This window comes from Streptomyces sp. NPDC060194, from assembly GCF_042728285.1.
Lineage (GTDB): Bacteria > Actinomycetota > Actinomycetes > Streptomycetales > Streptomycetaceae > Streptomyces.
Genome location: NZ_JBHWZH010000002.1, coordinates 18,145 through 34,061, shown reverse-complemented (window position 1 = coordinate 34,061; position 15,917 = coordinate 18,145). Strand labels below are relative to the sequence as shown.

Below are 15,917 nucleotides of genomic sequence, written 5' to 3'. Positions count from 1 at the left end.
CTACCCGGACGTCGCCGCCTGATCCCGACGGCTGCGCGCGTAGTGCCGGCTCGCCTTCGCGCGGTTGCCGCAGCCGGCCATGGAGCACCAGCGGCGGCCGCCGTTCTTCGACGTGTCGTGGAAGTGCAGCACGCACGCCGGGTTCGCGCACTTGCGCACGCGCAGGCCGCCCGGGTCCGCCTCGACCAGCCGCAGGTACCCCTCGGCCGCGCGCCAGGCGGGCAGCCAGGCGGGGGTGTCGGTCTCGACGACGGCGGCGGGCCCGTCGGGGCCCAGCTCGCGGCGGACGCGCCCGCGCGCGAGCGTCCGGTTGAGCGCGGCGACGGCCTGCGCACGGTCCGCCTGCGCATCCGCACCGACCAGCACCGCGAGCGCCTCGCGGGTGGCGAGGAGCGCGTCCGACGTCGCCGGATCGTCCGCCGCGGCCGTGTCGAGCCCGGCGGAGGCGAGCCACGTCCGCACGCCGTCGGGCATGCGGAGCAGGTCGCGCGGCCCGCCGCCGTCCACCCAACGGGTGTTGAGCAGGTCGAGCGGCAGCGGTTCGCCGGTCAGCGGGCGGGGGTCGGGGGGCGGGGTGCTCATGGGTGCGCGCCTTTCGTGTCGTGGGGCCATCCGATCACACCGCCTCCATCTAACCGGTCACTCGACTTTCAGCGGTTGCCGATCCATGTGGACACCGCTAAATTTCATTTCACCGGTTAGCCTACCGCTGCCGCGCCCTTACGGAGGTATGCCATGACGACGCCCCTGGCCGAGACCACCCCGCCAGCCACCCTGCGGACCGGCCACGTCGGCCTGAACGTCACCGACCTCGAACGGTCGACCGCCTTCTACACCCGCCTGCTCGGCCTCACCGTCCGGGCCGAGGGCAAGGAGGACGACCGCCGCTGGGCGCTCCTCGGCCGCGACGAGCGGCTGGTGGTGACCCTGTGGCAGCAGAGCGGCGAGCCGTTCTCGCCGAGCACGGCCGGCCTGCACCACCTGTCGTTCGAGGTCGGGTCCATCGACGAGGTGACGGCCGCCGAGGCCGTCCTGCGCGAACTGGGCGCGGCCTTCGTGCACGACGGCGTCGTCGCGCACGGCGAGGGCGGGGCGTCCGGCGGGATCTTCTTCACCGACCCCGACGGCATCCGGCTGGAGATCTACGCCCCGACCGGCGCCGAGGGCGCGCCGGCCCCGTCGGGCGCGGCTCCGACCTGCGGGTTCTTCTAGCCATGGCCGCGTCCGACTACCACCCCGGCGAGCGCGCGGTGCAGCGGCGGTCCGGTCTGCTCGACAGCGCCGCGTCCGTCGCCCGGATCGTCCGCAACGACGTCCCGGACGTGGCGGCCCGCTTCCTCGCCGACCGGCCGATGCTGGTGGTCGGCGCGGCGGACGGCGCCGGCCGGATGTGGGCCTCGCTCCTCACCGGCCCGCCGGGGTTCGCCGCCGCGACCGGGCCGACGACCGTGACCGTACGGGCGGACCCGCTGCCCGGCGACCCGCTGCACCAGGTGCTGACGGACGCGAGCGGGTCCGTCCACGTCGGGATGCTCGCCATCGACCCGGGAACGAGGCGGCGGATGCGCCTCAACGGGACCACGCGGCCCGCCCCGCAGGGGTTCCTGGTCGATCTCGACCAGGTGTACGCCAACTGCCCGAAGTACATCCAACGACGCGAACTGCCGTCCTTCGCACCCCTGTTGGCGCCTTCAGCTCCCCGCCGCGGCCAGGCCCTCGATCCCGGGCAGCTCGCGCTCGTCGCCGCCGCCGACACCTTCTTCGTCGCCACCGCCGACCGCGACGGCAACGCCGACGCCTCCCACCGGGGCGGCCGCCCCGGCTTCCTCCGGGCCCTGTCCCCCACCCGCCTGCGCTGGCCCGACTACGCCGGCAACGCGATGTTCAACACGCTCGGCAACATCGACGTCAACCCGCGCACCGGCCTGCTCCTCACCGACTGGACCACCGGCACCACCCTCCAGCTCTCGGGCACGGCGGCGATCGACTGGGACGGCGGCGAGCGCGCGGTGGACTTCACCGTCGAGCACGCCGTCGAGACCCCGCACGCCTCGCCACTGCGGTGGTCGGACCCGGAGTACTCCCGCTTCAACCCGCCGCTGGAGCCGGGTGGGGCCGGCGGCGGAGGCGGGTGAGGCCGGCGGACCGGCACGGCGCTAAGCTGCCGGGATTTACCCCGCGAGCGAAGGACGCCCATGGCCCGCCCGTACGCCCCCGCACCCCGGCGGTTCGTGTTCACCACCGCCGACGGCACCGCCGAAGAGGTCTCCGTGGCCGATCCGCAGGAGGCCTACGAGGCGTTCGCCGCGTTCTTCGGCGGCCGGGAGTCCGGCACCTGCACCATCGCCGACGGGTCGACGGGCCAGAGCCTGGCCCTCATGCCCGAGCAGCGTGCGATCGCCCGGCGCGGGGGCGCGGACCGGCCTCGCACGGAGTACCTCCGCATCGACCGCGGCAACCGCTACCTCACGAGCACGATGCTGTTCTTCGAGAACGGTCACGCCGGGCTCGACCACTTCGGCCAGTGGTTCCCCGACCTCACCGACCTCGACGCGCCACCGGCGGCACGCGGCGCCGCCCGCGCCGCCGTGTTCACGACGGAGGCGGCGGCGCTCCAGGAGGTCGCCCGCATCTGGGCCGACTCGGGCATCGTGGATCCGAGCGACCGCTACTACGTCTTCTTCGACGCCTACGACGCCGACGAGGAGGAGGCCGAACGGGCCGAACTACTCGCCCTGATCGCGTTCCTCGGCCTCGAACGGGCCGACGCCCCGGCCGATGCCGCCGGCGGCGAGGTCTGGGTGCACACGGACGCCCGCCTCGCCGCCGCGTGCGAACGGTGGTCGTGAGAGTGCCGTACGAGGCGGCCCCGCGCCTCCGCCACGACGCCTGCCGCCCGCCCGGCCCGGCCGCGGCCGACCGGTGCCGGACCGAGGCGGCGGCCCCGTGACGGAGACCGTGTTCTCGCGCGGCAGCGGATGGATCCCGACCGTCGTCCGCGAGGACGGCGAGCTGAGGCTGATGCTCGGCGCCGGCGCGGACGCCAACCACGATCCCCGGACGTTCACGCTCCCGCTCGAGGCGGTCCATCTCGCGGCGATCCGCGACGACCTGACCCGCCACCTCCTGCTGTGGAGCGCGCTCCTTCCCCTGTGCGACGCCGCCGGAACCCGCGGCCCGCTCGACGAGGACGCCGCGGTCGCGCTGCTCGACCCGGTCCTCCTCGCCCCGGCTCCCGATGTCGACGCGCTCTTCGGCCGCATCCCGTGGGACCGGAGCCGGCTCGTCGCCCACGGAGCCGACATCCGCCTCCTGGAGCGCGGGGAACTCTGCGCGGCCCTGCGCTCGGCCACGGAGACGCCGAACGCGCAGCGCGCCCAGGAGTACGCCGCGAACCGCCGCCGCGCCGCGCGGGGACAGCGGCTCGGCCCGCTGGACACGGCGATCCTGCGGTACACCGGCCAGTACGCGCGCGGGGGGACGGTTCCCCGGCGGACGCCCAGGGCGGTCACCGCCGCGATGCTGCCGAAGGTGATGCGCGTGATCGCCGTCGCGGAGGAGGCGTGCGCCGGGCTGCGGATCGGTCTCGACCCGCGACGGGGGAACCGCACCACGGACAAGGGTGCGTGGGACCGGGTGGCGACAGCGGTCGAGGCGGCCGTCCGCCGCACCCACCCCGACCTCGCGGACGACACCGTCCGCTCGGTGAGCTTCCTGATGTGCGCGGAGACCGCGACCCGCACTCGGAGCGCCCCCACGGACGACGCGGAGCCCGCCGACGCACCCCGCGGTGGCCCGGGCAGGTCGGCGCTCCTGTTCACCGACGCCAAGGGCGTCGAGCAGCAGTGGCTACCGGGCGGCCCCCGCAGTGCCTCCGCCGCCTTCTGGGAGTTCGTCGCGGACCGCGCGGCCGCGGGCAGCGACATGTTCACCCTCGAGGACGAGACGGCGGGCGAGGGCGTGCAGCTCCTCTTCTACGCCGACTCCGCCTCCCGGGTCACGACGGTACGCCAGGATGCCGTCGACACGGACTCCCGCTACCACGTCGAGTTCACCTTCGTCGACGGGCTCGACGCCTATCGAACCCTGGTCGACGCCTTCCTCCACGGCGGCTGCCCCGCACTCGACCCCCACGGCCCCTGGACCCCCGACATCACCACCTTCGAACGCGCCCGCAAAGGCCGACGCAAGCCTCGCTAGGGGCCGCCCGGAGCGGGGGCGCGGTGGCCCGCTCGGGTCCGGCGCTCGTGACAGCGCAGGCCTCGCGAGGGCGGAGGTGCGGTGGCCCATGCGGGTCCGGCGGCCGTGACAGCGCAGGCCTCGCGGGGGCGGAGGTGCGGTGGCCCATGCGGGTCCGGCGGCCGTGCGCGGGCCTCGCGGAGACGGGGCGCGGTGGCCCGTGCGGGTCCGGCGGCCGTGACGGCGCCTGCGGCCGCCGTCGTGCAAGACATGCCCGAGTGCAGGGGACGCGCCGACAAGGCGCCCCGTCCGTACGGGGGCCGGGCGAGCCGGTCGGGCGCACCCCCTCGCTCCTTCGCCACCGCGGGGGCACCCCAGGCCAGCGCAGCGGCGGACCCTCACTCCGGACACGCCGCACAGCAGCGTGTGAGGCCCCCGCACAACGGGGGCCTACGCTCCGGGCGAGCCGCACAGCGGCGTGGCACCTGCCGCGCAGCGGCAGAACTCCCTGGAATCGCAGCGCAGCGGCGGACCCCCTCCCCTCCCGCCGCCCAAGCCGCGCAGCGGCGAATCCACACTCCGGACGAGCCGCGCAGCGGCGAATCCACACTCCGCACCAGCCGCGCAGCGGCGAATCCCCACTGCGGGGACGCCGCACAGCGACAAGGCTCACTGCCGCAGTTCCCTCAAGTGCGCCTCCACGCGCGGGAGATCGTCGGGGAGGAGACCGACCGACTCCGGGGTGACGCCCGCGCGGTCGAAGAGGTCGGCGACGGAGGTCGCGTCCGGGTGGAGCCGCTCGATGCGGGCGAGCTCGGGGGCGGCGGCGTGCAGCCGGTCGAGGAAGGCGAGTTGGGCATCCTGCTCGGCCACCTCCGCCCGCAACGCCGCGAGTTGACCGTCGAGCGCAGACGCGGCCCGCGCCGCACTGCCGCTCACCGCCTCCTCACCGGGCAGCACCTGGTTCGCCGCCCGCAGCCCGTCCAGGAAGCCCTGCTCCCGCTCGGTGTCACCCATGGCATCCCACCCCGCTCGTACCGGTACGTCCCGGACGACAGTACCGCGCACGGCACGACGGGCCGTACCGGAGGCGAGGCCCCTCCGGTACGGCCCGTCAGCGCGGGGAAGGCGGTCAGCAGCTCAGGTTGGACCCCGGGGCCACACCCAGGATGGACGTGAAGCTCTGGTAGTTGTTGATGCGGCTCTGGACCTGCGCGGGGTTGCGGCCGTTGCACTCCAGCGAGCCGTTGATGGAGCGGATCGTCTCTCCGAAGCCGCGCTGGTTGACCATCGCGAAGTGCGGGGTCATCGTGCCGGGGCCGTTCTGCGTGCTCCAGTACCACAGGCCGGTGCGCCAGGCGACGGACGGGTTCTGCTCGACCAGGTACGGGTTGCGCAGCAGGTCGAGGCCGAGGTAGTCGCCGGCGGCCTTGTAGTTGAAGTTCCAGCTCAGCTGGACCGGCCCGCGGCCGTAGTACGCGGCCTGGCCGGCCGGGCAGCCGTACGACTGCGAAGTGTCGCAGTAGTGCGGGTAGTTGGCCGTGTTCTGCTCGACGACGTACCGCAGCCCACCGGTCTCGTGGCTGACGTTCGCGAGGAACGCGGCGGCCTCCTGCTTGCGGACGGTGTCGCTGCCCTCCTTCGTGAACAGGGGGAACGTCTTCGCCGCGTCCACCAGGCCGGCGTAGGTGTAGAAGCTGTTCCGGCTCGGGAACATCTGGTTGAACTGGGCCTCGGAGACGATGAATCCGGACGGGTCGGGGTTCTCGCCGCCTCCGCCGCCGCCCCCGCAGACGCCCAGGTCCTTCCAGACGCCCCACTCACCGGTGGTGCCCGGCCGTTCGTTCTGCGTCCACCACTTGGCCTCATAGTTCCGGCCGTTCAGCGAGACGGTGTTCCCCTGCGTGTACACCGCGCTCGCACTCCACGCACCGGCACACGCCGCTGCCGCGGCGCTCCCGGCCGCGAACAACGGCAGCAGCACCGCGAGGAGTGCTGCGGCGGCGAGCGAGGCGATCCATCGGGAGACTCTGACTGCGGGCAGGCGTGACACGTCACCACATCCTTGAGTGGGGGTTCAGGATGCGCCGATCACACCGCAGTGGTCTGGACCTGTCAAGGTCTAGACCAACATGCGTCGCACACATATCTGACGGGGCGTCCACGAAGCCCCGCCGGAAGGTCGTCCGACGAAAACCGGCAGACGGCCTTCCGGCGACCCGCACGTCGGAGCGAGAAGGGGCGGTGGAGGGGTGGAACGTAGGCGACGCGGGGTGATCCACAGGGATTGCGTCGCTGTACCCTGCGGGCCATGGCGCTCGGGACGGGGGCGGTCCACGGCTTCGCGGCGCGGAAGCTGCTGGCAGCCGAGGGAGTGGATCCGGACGATCTGCGGCTGGACGAGTCCGCGCACGTCGACCGCGGGGTCGCGCTGGCGCTGCGCGGGTTCGACTCCGCGTCCTCCGTGGTGGTCGAGGGCGCGGTCTGCATCGCCTCGGACATCCTGCAGGGGTGGCGCGCGCCCCGGCCGGAATTGGTGGCCGGTTTGGTGCGATGCGTGGAGTCCCGTCAGTCACACGTCCGGGGCGACGCGGCGCTGGCGTTGGCGCGGCTCGTGTCGGCCGACTCCACGCAGGACGTCACATCGGCCGTCCGCGCCCTGCTCGCGGCTGCCGACGACCCCTACGAACGGGTCGCCGGACCCGCGGCGCTGGCTCTCGCCCGTCTGGGCCACCCGGGAGCCCTCGCCCCGGTCCAACGGTGGCTGGAGGCCGGCGGCCGACTGCCGCTCTTCCTGGCGACCTCGCTCGGCGAGGTCCTGCGACCGATGGTGGGATCGGCCGACGTGCTGCTCCCCGGGATCCGCCGCCTGCTCGTCCACTCCGCCGGCCACGAAGGACTGCGCCCGGTCCTCTCGGCACTGGCCGTGTGGGGTCCCGCCGCGGGCGCGGCGGTCCCGGAACTGCTGTCGACGCTCGCCACGCGCAACGTGCGATGGGCCTGCGACGTGCTCGGCAGTATCGGCGCGGCGGCGGCGCCCGCGGCGGACGTCCTCGCGGGCTTCGCCCTCGGCGTCTCGCAACCACCCCGCCACGACGGCGGCACCCCGCTGCCGATCGGCATCCGCCGATGGCACGGCGCGCAGAACGCGGCGTGGGCCCACTGGCGGATCACCGGGGACCCGAAGGTCTTCCTCGCCTTCCTGGAGGGCGAGACACCCCGAGGCCTCGGCTACGCCGGCCTCCCGCGCCTGGCGGAGCTGGGACCCCGGGCGGGGCGGTACGCGACCGCGGTCCGCCCCCTCCTGGAGTCCCCCGGCCCGTGGACCCGCGTCCAGGCCGCCCATGCCTGGTGGCGCCTCACCGGCGACACCGACGCCGCCGTCCCGGTCCCGCTGGCCGCCCTGGCACCTCTGAACTCAGGCCGTGCCGACGAGCCCTGTCGTGCGGCGGTCGAGTACGTCGCCCGCGTCGGCGCCCAGGCCTCCGCCGCGAAGCCGCTGCTCGAAGCGACCCTCACCTCCGACCGGCGCTTCCCCGCCGACGTCTACCCCGCGGCCCGCACGGCCCTGCTCGCCTTCGGCGCCACCCTCAGCCCTCGCTGACCCCAAGGCGCGGCGCGGACGGACCCCTCCGACGCCGTCGCCTTCGACCTCGTCATGCGGTCGGCCGCCCGCGACTCCCCCGGCGGCCGCCGGACGGTCACCGGCTTCTGGAGTACGGCCTAGTAGTTGCCGCTGGAGAGGATCTCCCCGTCCTGGTCGTAGACGGTCACGAGCCCGTTCCCCGACTCGTGGCAGGACGCGAACGCCGACGCGATCAGCTTGCCCTTGCCGGCGTGCGGGCCCACCATGCCGCCGGTGAAGTCGGTGTACACCTCGGCCGCGTCGAGGATGTCGTTGCGCTTGTCCGTGCCGGTCACCTTCGTGACGTCCTCGACGGCGCTCTTCTCCGTCGGCGTGCCGGACTTCGCGACGCAGGCCTGGAACGCTTCGGCCTGCGTCTTCTCCTCGGCAGCGGGTCCGCCCTTCTTCTCGGCGCCCCTGGGCTCGTCAGCGGCGGCGACGGCCTTGTCCTGCACGGGCCGGCCCGGGTCGGCGGGTCCCGGCCGGGTGGGCGGGCGCCCATGGGGCACGGCCCGGGGCGCGGCTCAGGGGCCGGGGAGGATGCGGCGCGTCTCGTACGCCCACATCGCGATCTCGACCCGGTTGCGGGCGCCGAGCTTGGCCATCAGGCTGGCCAGGTGCGTCTTCACCGTGCTGAGGCTGATGTGCAGCGCGTCGGCGATCTCGGTGTTGGTCAACCCGCGGGCGACGGCGAGGAGCACCTGCTCCTCGCGGGCGGTGACGGGGGCGACCGGCTGGGCCGCGGGCCGGCCGGCGGGCAGGTCGGCGAACGTCCGGAGCAGACGGACGGTGACGCTGGGCGCGATGAGCGCCTCGCCGTCGGACGCCGACCGCACGGCCTGCGCCAGCAGGTCCGGCCCCGTGTCCTTGAGGAGGAAGCCGCGGGCGCCGGCGCGCAGCGCGCCGTAGACGTACTCGTCGAGGTCGAACGTGGTGATGACGACCACGGCCGGCGGGTCGGCGACGTCCGGGCCGGCGACGAGCCGGGTGGCCTCCAGCCCGTCGAGCACCGGCATGCGGATGTCGAACAGGCAGACGTCGGGGCGTAGTTCGCGGGCCATGCGGACCGCTTCGCCCCCGTCGGCGGCCTCGCCGACCACCTCGATGCCGGGTCGGGCGTTCAGCATGATCCGCAGCCCGGTGCGGATGATCGCCTGGTCGTCAGCGACGAGGACGCGAACGGACATCGCTCTCGCTCCTCGCCCCGGGCAGTTCGGCCTCGACGTGCCAGCCCCGGTCGGCGCCCGGGCCGGCTCGCAGGGTGCCGCCGAGCAGGGTCGCGCGCTCGCGCAGCCCGGTGAGACCGTACCCGTCGCGGCCCCGGCCGGTGCGCCGGCCGTCGTCGCGCACGCTCACCCGCACGGTGTGCCGTTGCGCGGAGACCCGGACGACGAGCTCGGTCGCGTCGACCGCGTGGCGCAGCGCGTTGGTCGCCGACTCCTGCACGATCCGGTAGACGGCCGCGTCCACGGCCGGTGGCAGCGCGCCCAGTTCGCCGTCCAGCCGCAGGTCGACCCTCAGGCGGCCCCCCGGGGTGCGCACCAGGCGCTCCAGGTCCGCGACTCCGGCCGGGGGCGCGAGCTCGGCGCCGACCCCGCGGTCGCGCAGCGCGGCGACCATGGCGCGCATCTCCTCCAGCGTGCGCGCGCCTTCCTCCTCGACCCCTTCCAGGGCCTCGACGGCGGCGGACGGATCGGTGTCCGCGAGCACCCGGCCGGCCTGGGCGATGATCACCATGGCCGACACGTGGTGGGCCACCGTGTCGTGCAGTTCCCGGGCGAGCTGCTCGCGCTCGCGGGAGCGCAGCTGCTCCGACTGCCGCTCGCGAGCGGTCACCCGGAACCGCACGGCGGCCCCGAGCACACCGGGCAGCAGCAGGAAGACGACGCCCACGACCTTCTCGACGACGGGGGTCCCGTCCATGGCGACGCACAGCACGCCGACGGTGAGGACCACCGCGCCGCCCAGCACGATCTCGCGTCCCGACCCCCACCGGGGCAGCGCGTACACCAGCACGAGCACGACCGCGCCGGTGTACAGCCCGACGGGCTCACGCGGAGCGGCGACGAGCGAGGCCACCGCGACCAGGAGCACCGCGCCGAACGCCAGCGCCACCGTCGCCAGCGGGCGGGTCCGGCGCCACAGGGGCAGCACGCACAGCCATACGCTGAGCAGCACCGCCACCGGCCGCCACACGACCTCCTCCCGCAGGACGGCCTCCAGCGCCGTGCCGGCGACGCCCGCGGCGAGCAGTGCCCAGTCCCGCCGCACCCGGGCGGGCGCGTCGGACGGCCGGGGTTCGGTCCACAGGGTGCGCAGGTCGTCTCGGAGCACGCCTCCAGCCTAGGGATCGCGGCGGGCCGCGCATCGGCCGAAAGGACGGCTCGTCACTCCGCCCCGGGGCCGACGGATCCGCGGCCCGCCGGCCGATGCCGCCGAACGCCGCGGCGACGAGCCTCGGCATCGGCGGCCGCACCAGGGCGGCCGCCGAGCCTCTTGGAGGACCGATGCTCTCGAAAGCCCTGTCGCGTCTGGGTGCGGGCGCCGCCCGCCGCCCCTGGCGGGTGATCGCGATCTGGCTGGTCGCCGCCGCGCTCGCCGTCCTCGCCGCCGTCGCCTTCGGCGGGCGCACTGCGGACGAGATGACCGCTCCGGGACTGGACTCCCGGCGGGCGGCGGAACTGATCGCGCGGGCGGGCACCGGCCAGGAGGGGATGACGGCCCAGGTGGTCGTCACCCCCGTCGACGACGGTGCGACGTTCTTCGACGACGACGGCGCGCGCACCGCTCTCACGCGGCTGCGGACCGAGCTGGAGCGGCTGCCGCGCGTGCTCGGCACGAGCGACCCGGGGGCGGCACTCGACGCGGGCGGAGACGCCGCCGTGCGCGACGGCCTCGTCTCGGCCGACGGGCGGATCGCGGTCGTCCGGGTGCAGTACCCCGACCAGAGCCGGCTGTCGGCCGCGGACCTCGACGCCCTCGTCGCTCTCGGCGACCGGCTGCGCGCCGACCTGCCGCTGCGGATCGAGATGGGCGGGAACCTGTTCTTCGCGTTCTCCGACCCCGCCGGCGGCACGAGCGAGCTGATCGGCCTGCTCGCCGCGGCCGCGATCCTGTTCCTCGCGTTCGGTTCGCTGCTCGCCGCGGCGCTGCCGATCGGCATGGCGGTCTTCGGGCTGGCCATCGGAGTCGCCGTGATGACGGTCCTGGCGGGGGTGACGGACGTCCCGACCTTCGCGCCCGTCCTGGGCAGCATGGTCGGGCTCGGGGTGGGCGTCGACTACGCGCTGTTCGTGCTCGCCAGGCACCGCGAGTACCTCGCGCGGGGGCTCGATCCCCGCGAGGCGGCGGGTCGGGCGGTGGCCACGGCGGGGAGGCCGGTGGTCCTCGCCGGTGGCGTCGTCGTCGTGTCGATCCTCGGCCTGGCCGTCGCGGACGTGCCGTTCATGACGGTGGGCGGGATCGCCGTCTCGCTCGTCGTCCTCATCATGGTGGCCGCGTCGGTGACGCTGCTGCCGGCCTTCCTTGGCGCCGCCGGCCCACGCCTGGCCGGGGCCGGCCGGATCGGCCGGGCGCTGCGGACCGGTCGGCCGGGCCGGCGCGCACCGCGGCGGGACGCGGCGGCGGGCACCGCCCGTGCGGCCGGGTGGCGCCGCTGGATCGGGCACGTCAACCGGCACCCGCTGCCGTACGCGATCGGCGCGGCGGGGCTGCTGCTGACGGCGACGCTGCCCGTGCTCGGCCTGCGCGTCGGCCTGCCCGACGACGGCTCGCTGCCCCACAGCCGTACCGAGCGCCGCGCCCACGACCTCGTCGCCGAGGGGTTCGGCCCGGGCACCAACGGCCCCCTCGTCGTCGCCGCGGACCCCTCCGGTGATGCCGGTGTGCTGGACCGGCTCGTCACGGCGGTCGCGGCGGACCCCGGCATCGCGTCCGTCGCGCCGGCGCACGTCGACCGGGCCACCGGCATCGCGACCCTCGTGGTGTTCCCGACCACCAGCCCTCAGGACGAGGCCACGGCCGACACCGTCGCCCGCCTGCGCGCCGACGTGCTGCCCTCCGCGATCGGCGACGGCCCCGCCAGGGCCCACGTCGGCGGCGCCACCGCGAGCCTGTCCGACGTGGGCCGGCGCACCAGCGAGCGCCTGCCGCTGTTCGTCGCCGCCGTGCTGGCGATGTCGTTCCTGCTGCTCGTGCCGGTCTTCCGCTCGGTGCTCGTGCCGCTCAAGGCGGTCCTGCTCAACCTGCTGAGCATCGGCGCGGCCTACGGCGTCCTGGTGGCGGTCTTCCAGTGGGGTTGGGGAGGCGCGCTCATCGGCCTTGAGGCGACGGTCCCGATCGTGTCGTTCATCCCGATGTTCCTCTTCGCCATCCTGTTCGGGCTGTCGATGGACTACGAGGTGTTCCTCCTCTCCCGCGTGCGGGAGGAGTACCTGCGCACCGGCGACAACGGCACTGCGATCGTCGAGGGCGTCTCGCGCACCGCCCGGATCATCACCTCGGCCGCGCTCGTCATGGCGGCGGTCTTCCTGTCCTTCGTCGTCGCCGAGGACCCCTCCACCAAGATGTTCGGGCTCGGCCTGGCCACCGCGATCCTCGTCGACGCCACGGTCGTCCGCATGGTGCTGGTACCGGCGACGATGACGCTCCTCGGCCGGGCCAACTGGTGGCTGCCGACGTGGCTGGACCGCGTCCTTCCCCGCGGCCCGATCCCCACCGCCCCGCGGCCCACGCCCGAACCCGCCCCTCCCCACCCGGTCGACCGCTGACCCGCCTCCCGCGCGCGGCCGGCAGGGGGCCGAACTCCCCGACAGCTTTCGTCCGCGCCCCCGCCCGCGTGCGGGAGGTCCGACCACGCCTCGGGGGTGCGCCGTCCCGCTGAGGGCGGCGCGGAGATGCCGCCGGGTGGTCCGCGTCAGCCGGGCGGTGGAATGCGAACGGTCACGCCCCTGTTGGGACCCTTGTGAAGGAGGCGGCAGTGGACACGACCTACTACGACCACGGAACCGCGGCGGAGCGCTGGGAGCGCGCGCGGCAGTTCTTCGACGCCAAGGAGTACGCCACGGCGGCGGGGATCCTCGACGCCCTGGCCGACGAGGCACCGCAGCAGGTGGCCCCGCGTCTGCTGCTCGCCCGCGCCTACTACCACTCGGCGCAGCTGCGGCGTGCGGAGGCCGAACTGCGCACGGTCCTCGAGCTCGACCCGGTCGAGCAGTACGCCCGGCTGATGCTGGGCCGCACGCTCGAGCGGCAGGGCCGGGACACCGAGGCCGTACCGCACCTGCGGATGGCGGCGGCGCTCGCAGGTGACTTCGACGGCATGTGACCTCGCGGTACTCCCCTCGGGGGCGCCGGCGGCGACGGCCCCGGCGCCCCCGGGTGTCCCCGACGGGTCCGGCAGGTCCGGCGGCCGGCCGGACCGGCGACCCCGGCTCTCCCTCTGACGGGACCGACGTCGGCGGTTCGGACGTCATCTCCGCATCGCCGACTCACAGCACGCTTGTGTGCCGGCCGGTCGCGATCTCCCTGGCGGCGACCGGCGGCACGTCGTTCGTCAGCAGCTTGAGCAGCGCGGCGCCGTCGGCGGGACGGCTCGCGACGTCGAGGGTCAGAAGCGGGCCGGCATCGACAGCACGACGCGTCAACCCGATCGCTCAGCGCGTTCTCTTTCCTTGAAGGCGGCGAGGGCCGTCGCATACGGGCGCGGCGTGCGGACGAACTCCCACGTGGTCCAGAGGCCGGCGCCGAGAGCGGCCACGCAGAAGACGGCCGACATGACGGCCATGAAGTCCCACCGCTCAAGGCCACGCGCTCCGAAGGCGGCCATCACGCTCGCTCCCCAGTATCGGCCTGAACTGAGCAGCCACAGTTCGACGCCGTCAGTCATGTCTCCCGGTCCCCCCGTCGTAAGGACTGCCCAGTACGGCCACCGACCACCCTGCGGGGGTGAACGACTGAAGCGGCGGCGAAGGCGCGGACGCCATCGGGCGTCGAGGTGCTCGACGAGGACGGGGGTCGGCCTCGTCCGTGCCTTGCAGCTCTCGTATCGGATGGCCACCGATGCGACGACTGCGGCCGTCCGGGATCGGGAGAACTCCTTCGACGGCTTCGGGGAACTCAGCTCGTCGTTCGAACAGAGGTATTCGGCTGGGGCGCGGCAGCGATCACCAGGGCGGTCCAGGCCCCGGGTTCCTGGGGCGAATTCCAGGTCACCTCGACCCGCGTTTCGTGGAAGTCATGCGCGAGTCCGATCACCATGGCCGCTGCGGCGGCCCGGGCCTCGGCCGAGCCGGCGTCGACCGGAATGCCCGTGAGGCGCCCGCAGCGCATCCCGCCGTCCACGGTGAGGACACTGTGACGCCAGCCTTCCGGCGTCGCGAGCAGGACGATTCCCGTTGGCATGCCGAAGGGCGGTCGCCTTCCCTCCGGTTTCCGTCCCACCATAGAGCCATCCAACCTGGTCAGCCTCCTGACGTTTCAGGCGGGCGGGGCTTCAGGCGTCCCGTGGCGCGGCTTGGTGCCAACCTTGCGACGGGCGGGGCGGCTGCCGAACGCCTCGCCGGTGGCGAGGACTCGCCGACGTCGTGACGAGCCGCCGGCTCCTCAAGGCTGGTGCCCTGCCCGGGCCGGGCGCCCGGAGACGCCTCGCGCACCGGGCCGCCGACGAACGACGACGGGACGGGGGACCGGTGACGCTGGACGTGGGCCGACGGGTCCGGCGGGTAGCGGAGCTGCGGTTGACCGGGACGGCGACCGGCCGAAGGGCCGTCGGAGGAGCCCGTCACCCTCGCCGCCTCTCCGGCGCTGGCGGCGGGCACCGCGGGCACGCCTCGACGACGCCCCCGCAGAGGTCATCCGTCGCAAGCTGACGAGGCGCCGGCATCTCGGACGGCGGTCGGAGACGTCGCCGGTCAGGGCGTCACCCGCTCGACCCCCCGCCGCTTGGCGAGCCACGCGATCCCCAGGCAGTAGAGCGGGGCGAAGACGAACTCGACGACCGTCGCCTGCCAGGGGGCGTCGGCGGCCGTCTCGGTGGAGGCCAGGTCGCCGAAGCCGGCCGCGAGGCCGAAGGCGAGCAGGTTGTTGGCGGTGTGGAGGCTGATCGCCGCCTCCAGGCCGCCGGTGCGGATGACCAGCCAGCCCCACCACAGCGCCGAGTAGAGGAGGAGGACGAACCCGGAGGGTTCGCCGAAGCCGTGGGCCAGGGCGAACAGGAACGACGAGACGACGACGGCGGGCCAGGGCGACCGCACGGCCCGCCCGATCACCTGGACCAGCCAGCCCCGGAAGACGTACTCCTCGGCCGCCGCCTGGAACGGCACCAGCGCCGCGAGCATCGCCAGGCTCACGAGAAGCGTCGTCCAGCCGGGGAAGCCGTCCCCGGTCGGCTCGGCGGACCCGTCCGCCCAGGCCCAGGCGAACAGCACGCCGAACTGGACGGCGACCAGCGGAAGGGCGACAGCGGTGCACAGCCCGAGCCACTTCCACCGCAGCCGGCCCAGGACCGAGGAGACGGTGCCGGCCGGACGCTTGTTCAGATACCGCGCGCCCCACAGGACGATCGGGATCCCGATCGCGATGCCGACGAGCTGGATGGCCGTGTCGGCGACGGGGTCCTCGAAGGTCATCTCGCTGTCCGCCGACGCGGGCTCCGCGTCCAGCACCGCCGCGAGGACGGCCCCGATCACGACGACGACCAGCAGACCCACGGCGACCAGGAACACGACGAGCGACAGCTCCCCGAGCCACGCGAACCTGCCGCCCCGCCCGTTGCGCCCCTGCTGGTCGTACCGCGCCCCGGCCGCGGCCCGCACGGGCCCCACCGGCGGGACGACCACGGGCGGCGCCGTCGGCCAACCCTGCCCGGCACCCTGCGGCGGCCACCCGGCCCCGGGTCCCTGCGGCCCGGCGGCCCCCTCGGCCGGTGGCGGGGGCGCGGGCGGGGCCCAGGGCGAGGGCGGTATATCGGGATTCACACGGGGGATCTTGCTGGCGCCCGGTGTACGACGTCAATGCCGCCTCCGGCCTGGAGCGGAGGACGCGCGACGACCGTGCCCGCCGTCGTGGCGATCCGTCCCCTCGCGGCGGAGTCCGGCGTGTCCGTCCCGGTCAA

At 74.5% G+C, this 15,917-nt stretch carries 17 protein-coding genes; 7 read left to right on the top strand and 10 right to left on the bottom strand.

The annotated features are described in order from the left end of the window. Positions 1-582, bottom strand: coding sequence for a CGNR zinc finger domain-containing protein (locus tag ACFWEG_RS00730; RefSeq protein ID WP_387207612.1), 582 nt, complete (start codon positions 580-582; stop codon positions 1-3). Between the two features lie 153 nt (positions 583-735). On the opposite strand from ACFWEG_RS00730, the gene ACFWEG_RS00725 reads away from it, so the two are divergent. The 4 genes from ACFWEG_RS00725 to ACFWEG_RS00710 all read left to right on the top strand — a co-directional run bounded on the left by ACFWEG_RS00725 (position 736) and on the right by ACFWEG_RS00710 (position 4,200). Further along, positions 736-1,212 carry a VOC family protein gene (locus ACFWEG_RS00725; protein WP_387207610.1) on the top strand — a complete coding sequence of 159 codons (477 nt, stop codon included), beginning with the start codon at positions 736-738 and terminating at the stop codon, positions 1,210-1,212. A 2-nt stretch (positions 1,213-1,214) separates the two neighbouring features. Continuing rightward, positions 1,215-2,135: a pyridoxamine 5'-phosphate oxidase family protein gene (locus tag ACFWEG_RS00720; RefSeq protein WP_387207608.1), complete on the top strand. Its 921-nt coding sequence runs from the start codon at positions 1,215-1,217 to the stop codon at positions 2,133-2,135. Positions 2,136-2,195: 60 nt separating this feature from the next. Then, positions 2,196-2,849 (top strand): hypothetical protein, encoded by a 654-nt coding sequence (locus ACFWEG_RS00715; protein ID WP_387207606.1) that lies wholly within the window; start codon positions 2,196-2,198, stop codon positions 2,847-2,849. A 97-nt stretch (positions 2,850-2,946) separates the two neighbouring features. Next, positions 2,947-4,200, top strand: coding sequence for a DUF6357 family protein (locus ACFWEG_RS00710; protein ID WP_387207604.1), 1,254 nt, complete (start codon positions 2,947-2,949; stop codon positions 4,198-4,200). 648 nt (positions 4,201-4,848) lie between these two features. Here ACFWEG_RS00710 and ACFWEG_RS00705 read toward each other — a convergent pair. Beyond that, entirely contained in the window at positions 4,849-5,196 is a 348-nt protein-coding gene (locus ACFWEG_RS00705) for a hypothetical protein (RefSeq protein WP_387207602.1), read from the bottom strand. A gap of 115 nt (positions 5,197-5,311) precedes the next feature. Then, positions 5,312-6,232, bottom strand: coding sequence for a glycoside hydrolase family 19 protein (locus ACFWEG_RS00700; protein ID WP_387207600.1), 921 nt, complete (start codon positions 6,230-6,232; stop codon positions 5,312-5,314). Between the two features lie 258 nt (positions 6,233-6,490). Between ACFWEG_RS00700 and ACFWEG_RS00695 the strand changes: the two genes are divergently transcribed. Beyond that, the gene (locus ACFWEG_RS00695; RefSeq protein WP_387207598.1) at positions 6,491-7,783 is read left to right on the top strand and encodes a hypothetical protein; all 1,293 of its coding nucleotides are present in this window, start codon (positions 6,491-6,493) and stop codon (positions 7,781-7,783) included. Positions 7,784-7,902: 119 nt separating this feature from the next. On the opposite strand, the gene ACFWEG_RS00690 is transcribed toward ACFWEG_RS00695, so the two are convergent. The 3 genes from ACFWEG_RS00690 to ACFWEG_RS00680 form a co-directional block, all read right to left on the bottom strand. Next, positions 7,903-8,259, bottom strand: a complete 357-nt coding sequence (locus ACFWEG_RS00690; protein ID WP_387207596.1) for a hypothetical protein — start codon at positions 8,257-8,259, stop codon at positions 7,903-7,905. Between the two features lie 69 nt (positions 8,260-8,328). Further along, the gene (locus ACFWEG_RS00685) at positions 8,329-8,991 is read right to left on the bottom strand and encodes a response regulator (protein WP_387207594.1); all 663 of its coding nucleotides are present in this window, start codon (positions 8,989-8,991) and stop codon (positions 8,329-8,331) included. After that, on the bottom strand, positions 8,966-10,138 hold the full coding sequence (locus ACFWEG_RS00680; protein WP_387207592.1) for a sensor histidine kinase: 1,173 nt from the start codon (positions 10,136-10,138) through the stop codon (positions 8,966-8,968). Before ACFWEG_RS00680 ends, ACFWEG_RS00685 begins: the two co-directional genes overlap by 26 nt. Positions 10,139-10,311: 173 nt before the next feature. On the opposite strand from ACFWEG_RS00680, the gene ACFWEG_RS00675 reads away from it, so the two are divergent. Both ACFWEG_RS00675 and ACFWEG_RS00670 read left to right on the top strand, forming a co-directional pair. Then, positions 10,312-12,573, top strand: a complete 2,262-nt coding sequence (locus tag ACFWEG_RS00675) for an MMPL family transporter (RefSeq protein ID WP_387207590.1) — start codon at positions 10,312-10,314, stop codon at positions 12,571-12,573. Positions 12,574-12,782: 209 nt separating this feature from the next. Further along, positions 12,783-13,130, top strand: a complete 348-nt coding sequence (locus tag ACFWEG_RS00670; protein WP_387207588.1) for a tetratricopeptide repeat protein — start codon at positions 12,783-12,785, stop codon at positions 13,128-13,130. 163 nt (positions 13,131-13,293) lie between these two features. On the opposite strand, the gene ACFWEG_RS00665 is transcribed toward ACFWEG_RS00670, so the two are convergent. The 4 genes from ACFWEG_RS00665 to ACFWEG_RS00650 all read right to left on the bottom strand — a co-directional run bounded on the left by ACFWEG_RS00665 (position 13,294) and on the right by ACFWEG_RS00650 (position 15,618). Beyond that, positions 13,294-13,449: a hypothetical protein gene (locus tag ACFWEG_RS00665; RefSeq protein ID WP_387207586.1), complete on the bottom strand. Its 156-nt coding sequence runs from the start codon at positions 13,447-13,449 to the stop codon at positions 13,294-13,296. Further along, positions 13,446-13,691: a hypothetical protein gene (locus ACFWEG_RS00660; RefSeq protein WP_387207584.1), complete on the bottom strand. Its 246-nt coding sequence runs from the start codon at positions 13,689-13,691 to the stop codon at positions 13,446-13,448. Before ACFWEG_RS00660 ends, ACFWEG_RS00665 begins: the two co-directional genes overlap by 4 nt. A 230-nt stretch (positions 13,692-13,921) precedes the next feature. Next, positions 13,922-14,206 (bottom strand): hypothetical protein, encoded by a 285-nt coding sequence (locus ACFWEG_RS00655; RefSeq protein WP_387207582.1) that lies wholly within the window; start codon positions 14,204-14,206, stop codon positions 13,922-13,924. 509 nt (positions 14,207-14,715) lie between these two features. After that, positions 14,716-15,618: a CPBP family intramembrane glutamic endopeptidase gene (locus ACFWEG_RS00650; protein ID WP_387207696.1), complete on the bottom strand. Its 903-nt coding sequence runs from the start codon at positions 15,616-15,618 to the stop codon at positions 14,716-14,718. Between the last annotated feature and the right edge of the window lie 299 nt (positions 15,619-15,917).

Excerpts from the sequence above, each read along its gene's own strand:
- ACFWEG_RS00705 (WP_387207602.1), bottom strand. The coding sequence starts at position 5,196 with ATGGGTGACACCGAGCGGGAGCAGGGCTTCCTGGACGGGCTGCGGGCG.
- ACFWEG_RS00675 (WP_387207590.1), top strand. The coding sequence starts at position 10,312 with ATGCTCTCGAAAGCCCTGTCGCGTCTGGGTGCGGGCGCCGCCCGCCGC.
- ACFWEG_RS00720 (WP_387207608.1), top strand. The coding sequence starts at position 1,215 with ATGGCCGCGTCCGACTACCACCCCGGCGAGCGCGCGGTGCAGCGGCGG.
- ACFWEG_RS00730 (WP_387207612.1), bottom strand. The coding sequence starts at position 582 with ATGAGCACCCCGCCCCCCGACCCCCGCCCGCTGACCGGCGAACCGCTG.
- ACFWEG_RS00715 (WP_387207606.1), top strand. The coding sequence starts at position 2,196 with ATGGCCCGCCCGTACGCCCCCGCACCCCGGCGGTTCGTGTTCACCACC.
- ACFWEG_RS00660 (WP_387207584.1), bottom strand. The coding sequence starts at position 13,691 with ATGACTGACGGCGTCGAACTGTGGCTGCTCAGTTCAGGCCGATACTGG.
- ACFWEG_RS00725 (WP_387207610.1), top strand. The coding sequence starts at position 736 with ATGACGACGCCCCTGGCCGAGACCACCCCGCCAGCCACCCTGCGGACC.
- ACFWEG_RS00685 (WP_387207594.1), bottom strand. The coding sequence starts at position 8,991 with ATGTCCGTTCGCGTCCTCGTCGCTGACGACCAGGCGATCATCCGCACC.
- ACFWEG_RS00695 (WP_387207598.1), top strand. The coding sequence starts at position 6,491 with ATGGCGCTCGGGACGGGGGCGGTCCACGGCTTCGCGGCGCGGAAGCTG.
- ACFWEG_RS00655 (WP_387207582.1), bottom strand. The coding sequence starts at position 14,206 with ATGCCAACGGGAATCGTCCTGCTCGCGACGCCGGAAGGCTGGCGTCAC.